The following is a 15967-nucleotide window of genomic DNA, read 5'->3' as shown; positions in this document are numbered from 1 at the left end:
CGCCGCGCGGTTTCCACACCGTGGGACACCAGGGCATACCCAGGACGGGGACGGGTCGGCCCGTGTGGGAGACTGCCCGCCATGGCTCCTCTTCGCTTCGCCCTGCCCAACAAGGGCTCGTTGAGTGCTCCCGCGGCGCAAATGCTGTCCGAAGCGGGTTACCGGGTGAACAGGTCCGGCCGTGAGCTGATCGTGGCGGACCCGGCAAATGATGTGCAGTTCTTTTTCCTGCGGCCCCGCGACATCGCGGTGTACGTGGGCGAGGGGTCGTTGGACGTCGGCATCACCGGTCGTGATCTGCTGCTCGATTCCACCGTCTCGGCGAAGGAAATCCTGTCGCTCGGCTTCGGCCGGGCGTCGTTCTACTTCGCGTCCAAGCCCGGCGGCATCCACGACGCCGCGGGCCTGGAGGGCAAGCGGATCGCGACCAGCTACCCGAACCTGGTCGGGCACCACCTGGCCGACCTCGGAGTCAAGGCGCACCTCGTGCGGCTCGACGGCGCGGTGGAGACCGCCGTCGAACTGGGCGTGGCCGACGCCATCGCCGACGTGGTCGAGACCGGCATCACGCTGAAGACCTCCGGGCTGGAGACGTTCGGCACGCCGATCCTCAAGTCCGAGGCCGTGCTGATCCAGGGCGACACCGTCGCCGACGCCCCGGACGCGGTCCGCGCGGTCGAGATCCTGCACCGCAGGCTCCAGGGCGTGCTGATCGCCCGCCGCTACGTCATCCTCGACTTCGACTGCCCGGCCGAGGCGCAGGACGAGGCGTTCAAGCTGGTGCCCGGCATCGAGTCGCCCACCGTGTCGCCCCTGGCCCGCGAGGGCTGGGTGGCCGTGCGCTCCCTCGTGCCGCGCGACGACGCGCCGTTCATCATGGACGAGCTGTGGCGCGTGGGCGCCCGCGCGATCCTGGTCAGCTCCCTGGACACCTGCCGCATCTAGCCGGCCCCCGACGGACCCCGCGCCCGGCACGTGCCAGGGCGCGGGGTCCGTCGCCATTCGCGCTCGCCTCGCGCTTGCCTCGTGCTCGCTTCGTGCTCGCCGGCCCGCGGCGGATTGCCAGATCCGGTCTAGCGGGCCGTCTCGCGCCTCCTGGTCGAGAGGAGGTGGGGACATGCGGCCACTGCACATCGCGGTGATCATCGGCAGCACCCGCGAGGGACGCGTCGGGGACGGCATCGGGCGCTGGGCGGCCGGGGTCGTGGCCGAGCGCGCCGACGTCGAGCCGGTCGTGCTCGACCTGGCCGACTTCGACTTCCCGCCGTGCTACCCGGGGCAGCCGACGCCGGAGGTCCGGCGGTTCACCGACCAGGTGGCCGCCGCGGACGGCTTCGTCGTGGTCACCCCCGAGTACAACCGCAGCTTCCCGGCCTCCCTCAAGCAGGCCATCGACTACGCCTACGACGAGTGGCACGCCAAGCCCGCGGGGTTCGTCTCCTACGGCTACCGCTCCGAGGGCCTGCACGCGGTGGAGCAGCTGCGATCAGTTTTCACCGAGTTGCACGTCATGACGATGCGCACGACCGTCGGCGTGAACCTGCTCGCCGACGAACCGCTCGACGTCGAGCACCGCCGCCGCGCCGCGGACGCGATGCTCGACCAGCTCACCTGGTGGGCGTCGGCCCTCAAGGATGCCCGCACCCGACGCCCCTACGCCTCCTGAGGAAGGGAACCCATGAACGCCATCGAAACGTCGGGCCTGGTCAAGGTCTTCGGCGACACCCGCGCGGTGGACGGCGTCGACCTCACCGTGCCCGCCGGGACGGTGTACGGCCTGCTCGGCCCGAACGGCGCGGGCAAGACCACGACCGTCCGCATGCTCGCCACCCTGCTGCGACCCGACGACGGGGAGGCGCGGGTGTTCGGCCACGACGTGCGCGCCGACCCGAACTCGGTGCGGCAGCTGGTCAGCCTCACCGGGCAGTACGCCTCGGTGGACGAGGACCTGACCGGCACCGAGAACCTGGTCCTGCTGGGCAGGCTCCTCGGCCACTCCCGCGCGCACTCCCGGAGCCGGGCCGCGCAGCTGCTGGAGGCGTTCGGGCTCACCGAGGCGGCGGCCAAGCAGGTCAAGCACTACTCGGGCGGCATGCGCCGCAGGCTCGACATCGCGGCCAGCATCCTCAACACGCCGAAGCTGCTGTTCCTGGACGAGCCGACCACCGGCCTGGACCCGCGCAGCCGCAACCAGGTGTGGGACATCGTCCGCGCGGTCGTCGCGCACGGCACCACCGTGCTGCTGACCACGCAGTACCTGGACGAGGCCGACCAGCTCGCGTCCCGGATCGCGGTGATCGACCACGGCAAGGTCATCGCCGAGGGCACGAAGGGCGAGCTGAAGGCGTCGGTCGGGGTCGGCGCGGTGCACCTGCGGCTGCGTGACGCCGAGCAGCGCCCGCAGGCGCAGCAGGTGCTGGCCCGCGCGCTGGAGGCCGACGTGCAGCTCGACCACGACCCGGTCGCGCTGACCGCGCGGCTGACCGGCCGGGCCACCGAGCAGGCCGCCGAGGCGCTGGCCCAGCTCGCCCGCGAGGGCATCACCGTCGACACATTCTCCCTCGGCCAGCCCAGCCTGGACGAGGTCTTCCTGGCCCTGACCGACAAGAAGGAGGCGGCGGCGTGACCGTCACCAAGGAGCCCGAGATCCTGCCCGCGCCCAAGGCGGAGGACTTGGCGGCGGTGCTGTTGGAGACCGAGCAGCCCAACCGCCCCAGCGCGCTGTCGGCGTCGCTCACGTTCGGCTGGCGGGCCGTGCTGAAGATCAAGCACGTGCCGGAGCAGCTGTTCGACGTCACCGCGTTCCCGATCATGATGATCCTGATGTTCACCTACCTGTTCGGCGGCGCGCTGGCCGGTTCGCCGGGGGAGTACATCCAGTACCTGCTGCCCGGCATCACGGTGACCAGCGTCGTGATGATCACCATGTACACCGGCGTGGCGGTGAACACCGACATCGAGAAGGGCGTGTTCGACCGGTTCCGCACGCTGCCGATCTGGCGGCCCGCGCCGATGGTCGGCTACATCCTCGGCGACCTGCTGCGCTACGTGCTGGCGTCCACCGTGATCATGGTGGTCGGGCTGGTCCTGGGCTTCCGGCCCGGCGGCGGTGTCGTCGGCGTGCTGCTCGGCGTGGCGGTGCTGGTGGTGTTCTCGTTCGCGTTCTCCTGGGTCTGGACGATGTTCGGCCTGCTGATGCGCAGCGAGAAGTCCGTGATGGGCGTGAGCATGCTGGTGCTGTTCCCGCTGACGTTCCTGTCCAACGTCTACGTCAGCCCGGAGACGATGCCGGGCTGGCTCCAGGCGTTCGTCAACGTCAACCCGATCAGCAAGCTGGTCGCGGCGGTGCGGGCGCTGATGGCGGGCGGGTTCGACGGCGACGCGATGCTGTGGACGCTCGGCTACGTCGTCGTGTTCACCGCGGTGTTCGGCGCCTGGACCATGCGCCTGTACAACCGCAAGTAGGTCAGAGCCGGAACCGCTCGTGACCCGAGTAGGTGCACGTCGCCCCGGTCGACACGGTCTCCCTCAGGTGGGCCGCGAGACCGGGGTGGCGGTCGGCCAGCTTCCGGAGGGTGTCGCGGATCCGGGCGGTGACCGCCTTGCGGGCGCGTTCGGCCTCGTCGCCGAGCCTCCGGGTGCGACCGGCCAGGCCGGCGGCGGCGCGCAGCTCCTCCAGCAGCGCTTCGCGCTCGCGGTCGAGGGCGGCGGCGCGGTCGTCGTCGGGGGCGTGGTCGATCTCGTCGTCCAGCTGCGCCAACCGCCGCCGGTAGCGGGCCTTGGCCTCGTCGTCCAGCACCGGGTCACCGCCCAGTCGCGCCGAGGCCACCGCCTCCGGCGCGAGCAGCGACACCGCGGCCACCGGCTCGCCCGGGTTGCCCAGCAGCACGTGCAGGTCGCGCAGCCCCTTCGAGTCCGGCACCCGGACCGTGACACCGCCGTAGGACAGCGCCCACACCTCGCCGTCACGGCGGAACTCGGCGGTGGGCCGGTCGTCGGGCGTCGCGCCGCCGAGCTGCGCGGACACCGCCTCCGCCGGGACGCCCTGCGCGCGCAACGCCTCCGCCAGGTGCCCGCTCACCCGTGACAGCCACGGCGGGGTCCGCATCCGCTCGGCCGACCACCGCGCGGCGGTCAGCTCCTCGACCGCCTCGTCGCACCGGCCGAGCACCAGGTCCACCAGGCCCAGCCACAGGTCCACCGGGCCGCCGACGTCGCACCCGTACATCGACACCAGCCACCTGCCCCGGTGCGGCGCCAGCTCCTCGCGCACCCGCGCCGCCAGGTCCCGGTCACCGGTCGCGTGGGCGAGCTGCGCCTGGAACCGCAGCCACAGCGGCTCGAACGCGTGCTGGAAGCGGTCGTCGGGGACCGGCGGGTCGGCGTGGAGCCGCGCGGTCGCCACGTCGCCGCGTTCGAGCGCGGTCAGACCGGCCAGCAGGCGCGGGTAGGGGTAGGTGCTCGCGGCGATCTCCGGCGCCAGCTCGTCCAGCTCGGCGAACCGGCCCTGCGGCAGCAGCAGCGCCCACCTCAGGTGCAGGTACATCATCCGGAACCCGACGTGGTTGTCCGCGCCCAGCTCGGTCGCCCTGGCCAGCAGCGCCTCGGCCTCGGCGAACCGGCCCTGCGCGGTGGCGATGATGGACTGGTCGATGGCCGCCGAGAAGTTGAACCGGCTCACGCCGAGCCGTTCCGACAGCGCCACGAACGCGTGCAGCTGGTCGAGGTAGCGCGGGTCGCCCAGCTCCAGCAGCGCCACCCACCGGAACGAGGCGGCGAAGTGCTCGGTGGTGTGGTCGCCGTTGCGCCGCGACACGGTGATCAGCTCGTCGGTCAGCGCCAGCCGCTGCTCGGCGCCCGCGATGCCGACGGTCGTGTCGTGCGTGGCCCACAGGCCCGAGGTCAACGCGTCGTCGTCGCCACCGCCCCGCGCCGCCTCGGTGGCCCGCAGGCTCATCTCCCGCGCCAACACCTCGGTCGGCAGGTCCGGCGGCGGCCCGATCAGCCGGGCGTACGCCTCCCGCACCACCGCGGCGGCCGAACCCTCGTCCTCGGCGAACCGGTAGACCGCCAGAGCCACCCTGGCGAACGGCTCCGGGTCGGCCAGCCCGCGCGCCTGCGCCGCCGCCTCCGCGAAGATCCGCTGCGCCTCGGCGGGTTCGGCGCAGTGGTACAGCTCGTTGCCCAGCTCCAGCTCGATCGCGATCCGCCGCTTGGTCCCCTCGGCGCGCTCCAGCGCCCGCCGGTAGTGCCCGGCGGCCTCCTCGACCGCCATCCGCCGGCTCGCGTCGCGGGCCGCGGCCACGATCAGGTCCACCGCCCGGTCGGCGGGCAGCTCGTCACCGGCCAGGTGCGCGTGCCGGGCCAGGTCCACCGGCAGCAGCAGGTCGCCGTCCACCGCGCGCACCACCGCCGCGTGCCGGGCGTCCACATCGGACAGCGACGCGTACAGGGTCTCGCGCACCAGGTCGTGGGTGAAGGCGAACCGGCCGCCGCCCAGCCCCAGCACCAGCCGCGCCTGCGCGGCCTGGTCGAGCAACCGGTCCACCGCGGGCACCGGCAACGACGTCGTCGCGGCCAGCACCCGGCGGTGGAACTCGTGCCCGAGCACGGCCGCCGCCGTCAGCAGCTCGCCGACCTGGGCGGGCAGCAGCGACAACCGCCGCCGCAACGCGTCGCGCACACCGGGCGCGATCGCGGTGACCGGCCCGCCGCCGTGCCACAGCCGGGCGGTCTGCTCCACGAAGAACGGGTTGCCGCCGGTGCGCAGGTGCACCTCGGCGACCAGGTCGGCGTCCGGCTCGCGACCCGCCGTGCGGGCCATCAGCTCGCCCACCTCGACGGGACCCAGCCCGGTCAGCGCGACCGTGGCGGCCCGGCCCAGCAACGGCGTCATCAACGGCCGCAGCGGGTGGTCCTCGGCGTCGACCTCGGTGTCGCGGTAGGTGCCCACCAGCAGCACCCGCTCGAACCAGGTGTGCTGCGCGGCGAACTCCAGCAGCTTCACCGACGCCGGGTCGGCCCAGTGCAGGTCCTCCAGCACGACCACCACCGGCCGGTGGTGCGACACGGCCACCAGCGCCGTCGTCACCGCGTCGTACAGCGGGAAGCTCTCCGGCGGGTGCTGCGACGGCGCCTCGCCCAGCAGCACCGCCAGCGGCCCCTGGTCGAGGGCGGCCCACTCGCGCTCGCTGACGGCCCGGCGCAACGCCCGCAGCACCTGGACCCACGGCCAGTAGCCGGGCGCGCTGTCGGAGTCCCAGCACGAGCCGCCGAGCACCAGCGCGCCCTGCCGCCGCGCCTGCTCGGCCGCCCCGGTCACCAGGGTGGTCTTGCCGATCCCGGCCTCGCCCGCGACCAGGACCAGCCCGCCGTGGCTGCCCGTGGCGCGGTCGATCTCCGCGCGCAGCACGCCGACCGGGTGATCACGTCCGATGAGTCGCATGACGGGGAAAACCTAACGCACCGGTCCGACAGAATCGTGGCGTTCAGGCGATCCGGGGCGTGCCGAGTTCGCTCAGGTGTGCGAAGGCGGCGTCCACCGCGCCGGGCAGCGCCGCCGGATCGCCGCCCGCCAACCCGCTGCCCGCGGCGTAGCAGGCCAGCGCGACCTGCGGCGCGAGCGCGGCCACCTCGGCGGGCGTGCCGCGGTCGAGCAGGTTGTCGCGGATCGACCCGGTCAGCCTGGCGAACTTCCGCGCGGCCCGGTCGCGCAGCTCGGGGTTGTCGCGCAGCAGCCGTTCGTGCGCCCGGTAGTGCTCGCCGTCAGCGGTCAGCTCGTGGCACAGGTCGACCACGACCGCCCGCAACTGCGCCACCGCCCCGGCCAGGTCGTGCACCGGCGGCAGCGCGCGGTGCCGCGCGGTCAGGCCCTCGACCAGCGCCTGCTCGTCGGAGAAGGCGACCTCCTGCTTGTCGCCGAAGTAGCGGAAGAACGTGGTGCGCCCGACCTCGGCCCGCTCGGCGATGTCGGTCACCGTCACGTCGGCGAACCCGCGTTCGGCGAACAGCGAGAACGCCGCCCGCACGATCTGCTCCCGAGCGCGCTGTTGCTTGCGCTCGCGCAGCGGCATCCGTTCCGGCATGCGGTCCAGCATAGCGGCCCGGTACGAAGTTCTGTACGGTACTGAGTACCACTTTGAACCAAGTACCAGGAGCGACCATGGGCACGACGTTGATGACGGGCGCGAGTCGGGGTCTGGGCCGCCAGGCCGCCGAGCACCTGCTGCGCCACCACCCGGACCGCCACCTGCTGGTGTTCAACCGCAGGCCCGGCCTGGCCGCCGAGCTGACCCGCGCCACCGGCAACGGCAACGTCTCCGAGGTGGTGTGCGACCTGGCGTCGTTCGCCGACGTCCGCCGCGCCGCAGTCGAGGCGGAGGGGGCCGAGGTGGAGGGGCCGCTCGACGGGTTCCTGGGCAACGCGGGCCTGCAGATGGCGTCGACCCGCAAGGTGACCGCCGACGGCTTCGAGATGACCTTCGGCGTGAACGTGCTGGCCTACCACCTGCTGCTGAACCTGCTCCGGCCGCGGTTCGCCGACCCGGCGCGGATCGTCGTGGTCGCCAGCGACGTGCACGACAGCGCGCACAACAGCATGGGCCTGGTCCCGCCGCCCCGCTGGACCGACCCGCGCGACCTGGCCAGGCCGGGGGAGGAGGGCACCGGCGTCGCGGGCCGGCGCGCGTACGCGACCAGCAAGCTCGGCGTGATCTACCTCGTGCACGCCCTCCGGCGCCGGCTGCCCGAGGGCGTGGACGTCTACTCCTACAACCCCGGCCTGGTGCCCGGCACGGGGCTGGCGCGCGACGCGGGCCGGGTCGGCCAGGCCGTGTTCGGCGTCGTCGGCGCCGCGCTGCGCGTCCTGCCGACCGTCACCGGCAAGGCCAAGGCCGGTCGGCTGCTGGCCGAGGCGGTGGTGGGACCGCGCCCCGGCGACAGCGGGTCGTACATCAGCCGCGGCGAGGTGGTCCCGTCGTCGCCCGAGTCCTACGACGAGCGGCGCGAAGAGGAGTTGTGGGCCGTGGCCGACGAGCTGTGCGGCCTGACCGCGGAGCGGCGCCGCTGACCTGTCGCCACCGCCGTCGGTTCGGGGATCCGGTGGATTTGCCGACCAACAACTCCTTTGTCGTGGGAGCCGCGCCCCTTATGCTCCTGGGAGCGCTCCCAGAAAACGAGGGGGCGCGCGCTCCCCGTGCCAACGGCGGTGAAGGGACATGACGACGTGAGGTTGCTGCTGCTCGTCTCGCTGATAGCGCTGGGGCTCGCCCCGACGGCGGTCGCCGCGCCGGGCGAGTGGATCGAGGCCGAGGACGGCGTGCTGTCCGGCGTCGTGGTGGAGACCGCCGTCGAGGGCTTCTCCGGCTCCGGCTACGTCGGCGGCTTCGACGAGGCGACCGACCACGTCACCGTCACGATCCCGGACAGCCCGGGCGGCCTGCACGACCTCACCGTCCGCTATGCCGCCCCCAACGGCCCCAAGCACACCGCCGTGTCCCTCAACGGCACGTCCGTGGGCGAGGTGGCGCTGGCCGAGAGCGCCGGGTTCACCGAGGCCACCGGCGCGAAGCTGGTGCTGGCCGAGGGCGACAACACGGTCACCTTCACCACCGGCTGGGGCTGGTACCTGATCGACGCGATCAAGGTCGCGCCCAGCGCGCCGTCCGCGCCGGGCGTGCACGAGGCCGAGGACGGTCAGCTCGACGGCGTCGTGGTCGAGTCGAGCGTGGCCGGCTTCTCCGGCCGGGGTTACGTCGCGGGCTTCGACACCGGCACGGACCACGTCACCATCACCATCCCGGACAGCCCCGGCGGCCTGCACGACCTGACGATCCTCTACGCCACCCCGTACGGCCCGAAGACGGCGTCGCTGTCGCTCAACGGCGCGGGCCTCGGCGACGTCTCCTTCCCCGAGCACCCGACGTTCACCTCCATCCCGGCGGGCAAGGTGCTGCTGCGCGAGGGCGACAACACGGTCACCATCACCAACAACTGGGGCTGGTACCTGATCGACGCGATCAAGGTGACGCCCAGCGCGCCGCGCGGCCCGCACCAGGTCACCGGCGCGCTCACCGACCCGGCCGCCACCACCGAGGCCAAGGGCCTGATGCGCTACCTCGCCAGGAACCACGGCAGGACCACGCTGTCCGGCCAGCAGGACCAGACGAGCATCGACTGGGTCGAGCAGAACACCGGCAAGGCGCCCGCCGTCGGCGGCTACGACCTCATGGACTACTCGCCGAGCCGGGTCGAGCGCGGCACCGTCGGCCAGGACGTCGACCACGCCATCGCCTACGACCGGCGCGGCGGGGTGGTCACGATGGCCTGGCACTGGAACGCGCCGAGCGGCCTGATCGACCAGCCGGGCAAGGAGTGGTGGCGCGGCTTCTACACCGACGCGACCACGTTCGACCTGGCCGCCGCGCTGGCCGACCCCGCTTCGACCGACTACCGGCTGCTGATCCGGGACATGGACGCCATCGCGGTGCAGCTCAAGCGCCTGGCCGACGCGAAGGTGCCGGTGCTGTGGCGACCGCTGCACGAGGCCGAGGGCGGCTGGTTCTGGTGGGGCGCCAAGGGGCCCGGCCCGGCCAAGGAGCTGTACCGGCTGCTGCACCAGCGGCTGGTCGGCCACCACGGCCTGCACAACCTCATCTGGGTGTGGAACTCGATCTCGCCCGACTGGTACCCCGGTGACGACGTGGTCGACGTCGTCAGCATGGACTCCTACCCGCCGCAGGGCGACCACGGCCCGGTCATCGGACCGTACGAGCGGCTGGTCGAGCTGGGCGGCGACCGCAAGCTGGTGGCGCTGGGCGAGGTCGGCTCCATCCCGGACCCGGACCTGGTGCGCGCCTACGAGGCCCGCTGGAGCTGGTTCGTCACCTGGTCCGGCTCGTTCATCCAGGACGGCGTGACCAACCCGCGCGACTTCGTGCAACGCGTGTACGACCACGCCGACGTGATCACGCTGGACGAGCTGCCCGCGTTCAAGACGACCAAGGGCGACTGCACGGCGACGATGCGCGTGGTCGCGCAGTGGGGCACCGGGCACCACGTCGAGATCACCGTGCGGCACCAGGAGAACTCGCCGTCCGCCGGCTGGCAGGTGAGCTGGCCGCTCGCCGCCGGCCAGGGCGTCCGGCACGCCTGGGGCGCGACCATCACCGCCGACGGCACGACCGCGACGGCGACGAACGCGCCCTGGAACGCGGCGGTGAAGCCGGGGGAGAGCACCACCTTCGGCTACCTGTCGCACGGCTCCCCGACAGCGCCTGCGCTGACTTGCGCTATCGGGTGATCACAACGGACGGTTCCCCGGCGGCGCCCGCACGCGCCGTCGGGGAACCGCCCGAAAGCTCCCCGGCAGCGCGTGCGTCGGCTCGCGCTACCGGGTGATCACGTCCGGTGGACCGGCGGGGGCGAACAGGGGACCGGACGCGGTGTCCGCACCCACCTCCCGCCACCACCGGGCTTCCTCGGTGGTCGCGACCCCGGCGACGGTCAGCCCGATGCCGGCGTCGCGCACCACCGCCAGCACGGCGGCCAGCGCTCCCGCCACCGCGGAGCCGGGCCTGGCGGCGGGGGACTGCGCCACCCGCACCGCCCGCACCGGCACGCCGTCCAGCAACCGCACCAGGTCGTGCGGCGCGGCGGTGAAGTCGTCCAGCTCGACGCCGACCCCGTCCTCCGCCAGGTACCGCAGGTTGTCGGTCGCCTCGCCGCGGTCGCCGAACAGCACCTGACCGGGCACGCCGAGCCGCAGCGACGCGGGCGGCAGCCCGGTGCCGGACAGCACGTCCCGCACCACGCCGTGCAGGTCCGGGTCCGCCGCCTGGCTCGGCGTCAACGCCCACCGCACCGGCACGTCCCGGCGCAGCTCGCGCCGCCACGCCCGAGCCTGCTCGCACGCGACGCGCAGCGCCCACGTGCCCAGCGGCACGATCAGCCCGGTGTCCTCGGCCAGCGCCAGGCACTGCTCGTGCGGCAGCGAGCCGAGCACCGGGTGGTCCCACCGCAGCACCGCCTCGGCCGACTCGACCCACTCGTCGGCCAGCCGCACCACCGGCCGGTACCGCACCCGCACCTCGCCGCTCTCCCACGCGCCCGCCATGGTCGCGGCCAGGCTGAACGCGCGCCGGTCGCGACCGTCCTGCGCCCGGTCGGCCAGCTCCCACTGCCTGCGCCCGTTGCCCCGGGCGCGGCGCAGCGTCAGGTCGGCCGAGTCGAGCAGGGTGGCCGGCGCGGCGTCCCGCGAGGGCCGGTGCACCACGCCGATCGTCGCCGACACCGCCACCCGCTCGCCGCCGGAGCGGAACGGCGCGGACAGCAGGTCGTTGATCCGCCGGATCATCGTCACCACGTCCGGCGTGGTCGGCCCGTTCTCCACCAGGATCGCGAACTCGTCGTGGCCGAACCGGGCCACCATCGCCCTCTCGCCGGCGACCACCGCCTCCAGCCGCCCGGCGACGACCTTCAGCACGTGGTCGCCGACCTCGCGGCCGAGCCCGCCGGTGATCCGCGAGAAGCCGTCGAGGTCGAGGTGGAACACGCTGACGCCGGTGCCGGGGTCGGCCGTGCGCAGCGCCTGCTCCAGCCTGCTGGTGAAGTACTGCCGGTTCGGCAGCCTGGTCAGCACGTCGTGCAGCGCCTGGTGGTTGAGCTGGCCCTGCAGCAGGTTGACGTCCGTGGCGTCCTCGGCGAGCACGATCACCTGGCCCGGGCCCTCCAGCCGGCGCAGCGGCGCCAGCGTGAGCACCACCCAGGCCGGTTCGCCGTCGGCGCGCAGCAACTGGCGCGGCTGGGTGGTCGACGTGGTGCCGCCCGCCTCGGCGAGCCGGGTGAAGTCGGCCCGCAGCGCGACCCGCTCGTCCGGGTGCGCCAGCTCGAACAGCGACAGCCCGGCCAGCTCGGCGGCGGGCCGGTCCACGATCCGGGCCAGCGCGCCGTTCGACCGCACCAGCGCGCCGTCCGGGTCGACGGTCGCGATGCCCGCCGACAGGTGGTGCTCCAGCAGCTCGAACCTGGCCTCGCTGTGCTGCAGCTCGATCTGCGCCTCGCGCATCGCCTTGTACAGCGAGCGGCCCAGCTGCTCCTGCTGGTCCAGGGTGGACGCCCGGATCCGGTCGGCGAACCCGGCCGCGAGCGCGGCGATCACGTCGACCACGCGCTCCCGCAGCCGGTCCGCCGGCGCGAGCGAACCCATGCCGAGCAGGCCCTTGCCCACCACCTCCACCGACGTCTGCAACGCCTCGGACGTGGTGCAGTTCAGGGCGACCAGCGCGTCGCCGACCTCCCGACCGGCGCGCTGCGCCAGCGACTCGGTCAGCACGCCGGCGCAGAGCCGTTCCACCAGCCCGAGCAGCCGCCGCTCCAGCTCGGCGGTCGGCATCGGGACGAACGCCCGCGAGCTGAGCAGGTAGGCCCACTTCTTCGCGAGCTTGGTGCGGGCGCGCAACCCGTCCGCGTCCCGGGGCAGCGCGGCGGTCATCACCGGCCCCCGGTCACCGACGCCGGTCCCGGCTTGCGCCCCACACCCGCCCACACCTGTGTGTTGTCCTCGGCCTGGTCCGCGATGTCGCCCGCGCCGCCCGGCCGCCACAGCGCGTGCCCGACCACGCCCGGCTCGACCAGCTCGTAACCGTCGAACAGCTCCGTCACCTCGGCGTGCGTGCGGTACACCAGGTTGTCCTTCGACCTGCTCTCCCGCACGGTGTCCGCGGCGCGGCGCATGGTCTCGGCGCGGTCGTCCGCGGTGGCGTGCGAGATCACCATGAAGCTGCCCGGCGCGAGCCGGTCCCGGTAGCGGGCGAGCAGCCGGCCCGGCTCCTCCTCGGGCCGGACGAAGTGCACCACCAGCAGCAGCAGCAGGGCGATCGGCTGGTCGAAGTCCAGCAGGTCGGTGACCTCGGGCCGGCTCAGCACGTCCTCCGGGTCGCGCAGGTCCGCCTGCACGGCGGAGGTGTCGGGGTCGTCGGCGAGCAGGAGGGTGCTGTGCGCGATCGCCACCGGGTCCTTGTCGACGTAGACCACCCGGCAGCCCGGCGCGGCGACCCGGGCGATCTCGTGCACGTTGCCGACGGTGGGTATGCCCGAGCCGATGTCGAGGAACTGCCGGACACCGCGCTCGGCGAGGTGGGTGACCGCCCGGCGCAGGAAGGCCCGGTTCAGCCGGACCAGTGCGCGCGCCCCGGGCAGCACCGACATCATCTGGTCGCCCATCGCGCGGTCGACGGCGAGGTTGTGCGCGCCGCCGAGCAGGTAGTCGTATGTCCTGGCCACGCTCGGCACGGTGACGTCGATGCCTGCGGGTACCCAGTCCAGGTCGCTCATGGCGCACTCCGGGAATTCGGGATTTCGGCGGGGGTCGAGGAGAACTATGACATCCAACCCCTTGGCCACCGCGCGCACCAGCACTTCCGACAACTTAACCCCAATGCGCGATCCCGCCGGGTCCGGGCTGCGCATAGAGTGCACGCCGTCAATCACCTGCTGGAACTGGAGCGGACACCCATGACCGCCAGTCCGGGAACCGGCGCCGACGGCGAATCCGCGGCGCCCGCGGTTCCGGGTCGATTACCCCTGCTCGGGCACACCGTCGCACTGTTGCGAGAACGTCTCGCGTTTACCGCGAACCTGCGGTCCGGCGGCCCGGTCGTGCGGCTCTACCTGGGCAGACTGCCGCTGTACTTCGTGACCACCGCCGAACTGGCGCACCAGGTCCTCACCGACGAGACGGACAAGTTCGACAAGGGCGTCTTCGTCGACAAACTGCGCCGCGCCTTCGGGAACGGGCTGGTCAGCACCAATGGTGACTTTTATCGCAGACAACGCCGGATGATCCAGCCCGCGTTCCACCGGGGCCCGCTGACCCGCTATTCGGAGACGATGACCGAACTGGCCGCCGACCTGGCGAATTCCTGGCGGGATGGACAAATCCTGTCACTGGACGGGGTGATGCAGGACCTGGCGATCTCGGTGGTCGGCCGCACGATGTTCTCCGCCGACTTCGGCCCGGCGGTGAGCGCCGGCATCCGCGAGCACACGCCGACGCTGATCAGGCTCGGCGTGGTCCGCGCGCTGTCGCCCGCCGGGCTGGAGAAGCTGCCGATCCCGGCGAACCGCCGCTTCGACCGGGCCGTCGCGCACGTGCACCGGGTGGTGGACGACGTGGTCGACGGCGCCCGCGGCGACCGGGACGACCTGCTGTCGGTGCTGCTGAACGCGCGCGACGAGACCGGCGCGGCGATGGACCGGCGGCAGCTCCGCGACGAGGTGGTCACCCTGCTCACCGCGGGCACCGAGACCACCGGCATCGCGCTGGCCTGGTTGTTCCACGAGCTGGCCGCCAACCCGGCGGTCGAGCGGCGGGTGCACGCCGAGGTGGACGAGGTGCTGGGCGGTCGGGCCGCGACGATCGGCGACGTCCGCCGGCTGCCGTACCTGCAACGCGTGATCACCGAGGTGCTGCGCCGGTACCCGCTGTGGATCACGTTGCGGCGCGCCAACACCGAGGTGTCGCTGGGCGGCGTGCGGGTGCCCGCGGGCGCCGAGGTCGGCTTCAGCCCGCACGCGCTGCACCACGACCCGCGCTACTACGACGACCCGGACCGCTTCGACCCCGACCGGTGGCTGCCCGAACGCGCCGCCGCCCTGCCCAAGGGCGCCTACGTGCCGTTCGCCGGCGGCCTGCACCACTGCCCGGGACACGCGTTCGCGCACGTCGAGATCGCGATCGTCGCCGCCACCGTCGCCGCCCGCGCGCGGCTCGTGCCGGTGCCCGGGAAACCGGTGCGGCCCAAGGTGAACGGCCTGCTCTACCCGAACCGGATGCCGGTGGTGGTCCGCTCGCGCTGACCGCGCCCCGCGGCTCCGCCCGGCACACGAGATCAACACACGATGGAGGTCGTCCTTCTTGCGGTACTCACTCGCCGCCGGCCTGGTGGCGCTCGTGGTGGCGGCATCGCTCACGTCCGCGTCCGCCTCGGCCGACGCCACGTGTCGCGACGTCGACGCGCCGGTGACCGTCCTCGGTCACCGCGAGGTCGTGCACGGAACCCTGTGCACGCCCGCGTCCGGCGCCGCCACCGTCCAGGTGCTCATCCCGGGCGCCACCTACAACAGCTCCTACTGGGACTTCCCGGACGGCAGGCACTCCTTCCGCGCCGCGCAGAACGCGGCCGGGTTCGCGACCCTCGCCGTCGACCGGCTCGGCACCGGTCGCAGCTCGCGGCCGTTGGCGGTCGCGCTGACCGCGTTCGTCCAGGCCGACGCCATGCACCAGGTGGTGCGCGGCCTGCGGTCCGGCGAGTACGGGCCGAGGTTCAGCCGGGTCGTCATCGGCGGCCACTCGCTCGGCGCGGCGATCGGCGTCGTGGAGGCGGGCACCTACCAGGACGTGGACGGCGTGCTGCTGACCGGCATGACGCACCGGGTCAACCCGGTCGGCGTGGCGGCGGCGTTCGCGAACTTCCGCCCCGCCAACCTCGACCCGAAGTTCGGCCTGCTGCACCCGCTGGGCTACCTGACCACCGCGCCGGGCACCCGGTACGCGAGCTTCCACGCGCCCGGCCGGCTCCTGCCGGACGTCATGGCGATCGAGGAGTCCACCAAGGACGTGTTCTCGCCGACCGAGGCCGCCGACGGGCTCGGCGTCGCCGTGCTGCTGCCGTACAGCCTGCTGCTCAACGTGCCGGTGATGACGGTCGTGGGCGAGCGGGACGCGGCGGTCTGCGGCCTGCTCGCCACGGACTGCTCGACCTCCGAGACCCTGCACGCGGCCGAGGCCCCGTACTTCCGCGCGCCACTGCGGGCCTACGTGCTGCCCGAGTACGGCCACTCGATCAACCTCGCCCCGAACGCGCGGGACTACTACTCGGCGGTCGCCTCCTGGGTTTCCGAGGAGGTCGGGCGCTGACCGGCGGTGCGGGGCCCGCACGCGCCGCGGGCCCCGCACCACCCTCGCCCC

The 15967-nt window shown here is 73.2% G+C and carries 12 protein-coding genes; 8 read left to right on the top strand and 4 right to left on the bottom strand.

The annotated features are described in order from the left end of the window. Positions 1-81: 81 nt before the first annotated feature. From hisG to AB0F89_RS26945, 4 genes are all read left to right on the top strand, one after another. Positions 82-945 carry an ATP phosphoribosyltransferase gene (hisG, locus tag AB0F89_RS26960; protein WP_367128403.1) on the top strand — a complete coding sequence of 288 codons (864 nt, stop codon included), beginning with the start codon at positions 82-84 and terminating at the stop codon, positions 943-945. A gap of 172 nt (positions 946-1117) precedes the next feature. Continuing rightward, positions 1118-1666 carry an NADPH-dependent FMN reductase gene (locus AB0F89_RS26955; RefSeq protein ID WP_367128402.1) on the top strand — a complete coding sequence of 183 codons (549 nt, stop codon included), beginning with the start codon at positions 1118-1120 and terminating at the stop codon, positions 1664-1666. A 12-nt stretch (positions 1667-1678) separates the two neighbouring features. Then, entirely contained in the window at positions 1679-2626 is a 948-nt protein-coding gene (locus AB0F89_RS26950; RefSeq protein WP_367128401.1) for an ATP-binding cassette domain-containing protein, read from the top strand. Next, positions 2623-3465: an ABC transporter permease gene (locus AB0F89_RS26945; RefSeq protein ID WP_367128400.1), complete on the top strand. Its 843-nt coding sequence runs from the start codon at positions 2623-2625 to the stop codon at positions 3463-3465. Before AB0F89_RS26950 ends, AB0F89_RS26945 begins: the two co-directional genes overlap by 4 nt. A gap of 1 nt (position 3466) precedes the next feature. Here the strand turns inward: AB0F89_RS26945 and AB0F89_RS26940 are convergent, their stop codons facing one another. Then, entirely contained in the window at positions 3467-6445 is a 2979-nt protein-coding gene (locus AB0F89_RS26940) for an AAA family ATPase (protein WP_367128399.1), read from the bottom strand. A 43-nt stretch (positions 6446-6488) separates the two neighbouring features. Then, positions 6489-7085, bottom strand: coding sequence for a TetR/AcrR family transcriptional regulator (locus AB0F89_RS26935; RefSeq protein WP_367128398.1), 597 nt, complete (start codon positions 7083-7085; stop codon positions 6489-6491). A 77-nt stretch (positions 7086-7162) separates the two neighbouring features. Here AB0F89_RS26935 and AB0F89_RS26930 point away from each other — a divergent pair, with 77 nt between their 5' ends. Both AB0F89_RS26930 and AB0F89_RS26925 read left to right on the top strand, forming a co-directional pair. After that, entirely contained in the window at positions 7163-8068 is a 906-nt protein-coding gene (locus AB0F89_RS26930) for an SDR family NAD(P)-dependent oxidoreductase (RefSeq protein ID WP_367128397.1), read from the top strand. A 156-nt stretch (positions 8069-8224) separates the two neighbouring features. Further along, entirely contained in the window at positions 8225-10300 is a 2076-nt protein-coding gene (locus AB0F89_RS26925) for a glycosyl hydrolase (protein WP_367128396.1), read from the top strand. 87 nt (positions 10301-10387) lie between these two features. Here AB0F89_RS26925 and AB0F89_RS26920 read toward each other — a convergent pair whose 3' ends face one another. Both AB0F89_RS26920 and AB0F89_RS26915 read right to left on the bottom strand, forming a co-directional pair. Further along, the gene (locus AB0F89_RS26920) at positions 10388-12490 is read right to left on the bottom strand and encodes a putative bifunctional diguanylate cyclase/phosphodiesterase (RefSeq protein WP_367128395.1); all 2103 of its coding nucleotides are present in this window, start codon (positions 12488-12490) and stop codon (positions 10388-10390) included. After that, positions 12490-13332 (bottom strand): SAM-dependent methyltransferase, encoded by an 843-nt coding sequence (locus AB0F89_RS26915; protein ID WP_367128394.1) that lies wholly within the window; start codon positions 13330-13332, stop codon positions 12490-12492. The genes AB0F89_RS26920 and AB0F89_RS26915 overlap by 1 nt, the downstream gene beginning before the upstream one ends. A 180-nt stretch (positions 13333-13512) precedes the next feature. Here AB0F89_RS26915 and AB0F89_RS26910 point away from each other — a divergent pair, with 180 nt between their 5' ends. Beyond that, entirely contained in the window at positions 13513-14856 is a 1344-nt protein-coding gene (locus AB0F89_RS26910) for a cytochrome P450 (protein ID WP_367128393.1), read from the top strand. 58 nt (positions 14857-14914) lie between these two features. Then, the gene (locus tag AB0F89_RS26905) at positions 14915-15916 is read left to right on the top strand and encodes an alpha/beta hydrolase (RefSeq protein WP_367128392.1); all 1002 of its coding nucleotides are present in this window, start codon (positions 14915-14917) and stop codon (positions 15914-15916) included. Positions 15917-15967 lie beyond the last annotated feature (51 nt).

Origin of the sequence: Saccharothrix sp. HUAS TT1 (assembly GCF_040744945.1) — a bacterium.
In the GTDB taxonomy this organism is placed as follows: Bacteria; Actinomycetota; Actinomycetes; order Mycobacteriales; family Pseudonocardiaceae; genus Actinosynnema.
This window is presented reverse-complemented; position numbering and strand designations above follow the sequence as displayed.

Excerpts from the sequence above, each read along its gene's own strand:
- AB0F89_RS26915 (WP_367128394.1), bottom strand. The coding sequence starts at position 13,332 with ATGAGCGACCTGGACTGGGTACCCGCAGGCATCGACGTCACCGTGCCG.
- hisG (WP_367128403.1), top strand. The coding sequence starts at position 82 with ATGGCTCCTCTTCGCTTCGCCCTGCCCAACAAGGGCTCGTTGAGTGCT.
- AB0F89_RS26920 (WP_367128395.1), bottom strand. The coding sequence starts at position 12,490 with ATGACCGCCGCGCTGCCCCGGGACGCGGACGGGTTGCGCGCCCGCACC.
- AB0F89_RS26935 (WP_367128398.1), bottom strand. The coding sequence starts at position 7,085 with ATGCCGGAACGGATGCCGCTGCGCGAGCGCAAGCAACAGCGCGCTCGG.
- AB0F89_RS26950 (WP_367128401.1), top strand. The coding sequence starts at position 1,679 with ATGAACGCCATCGAAACGTCGGGCCTGGTCAAGGTCTTCGGCGACACC.
- AB0F89_RS26955 (WP_367128402.1), top strand. The coding sequence starts at position 1,118 with ATGCGGCCACTGCACATCGCGGTGATCATCGGCAGCACCCGCGAGGGA.
- AB0F89_RS26910 (WP_367128393.1), top strand. The coding sequence starts at position 13,513 with ATGACCGCCAGTCCGGGAACCGGCGCCGACGGCGAATCCGCGGCGCCC.
- AB0F89_RS26940 (WP_367128399.1), bottom strand. The coding sequence starts at position 6,445 with ATGCGACTCATCGGACGTGATCACCCGGTCGGCGTGCTGCGCGCGGAG.
- AB0F89_RS26930 (WP_367128397.1), top strand. The coding sequence starts at position 7,163 with ATGGGCACGACGTTGATGACGGGCGCGAGTCGGGGTCTGGGCCGCCAG.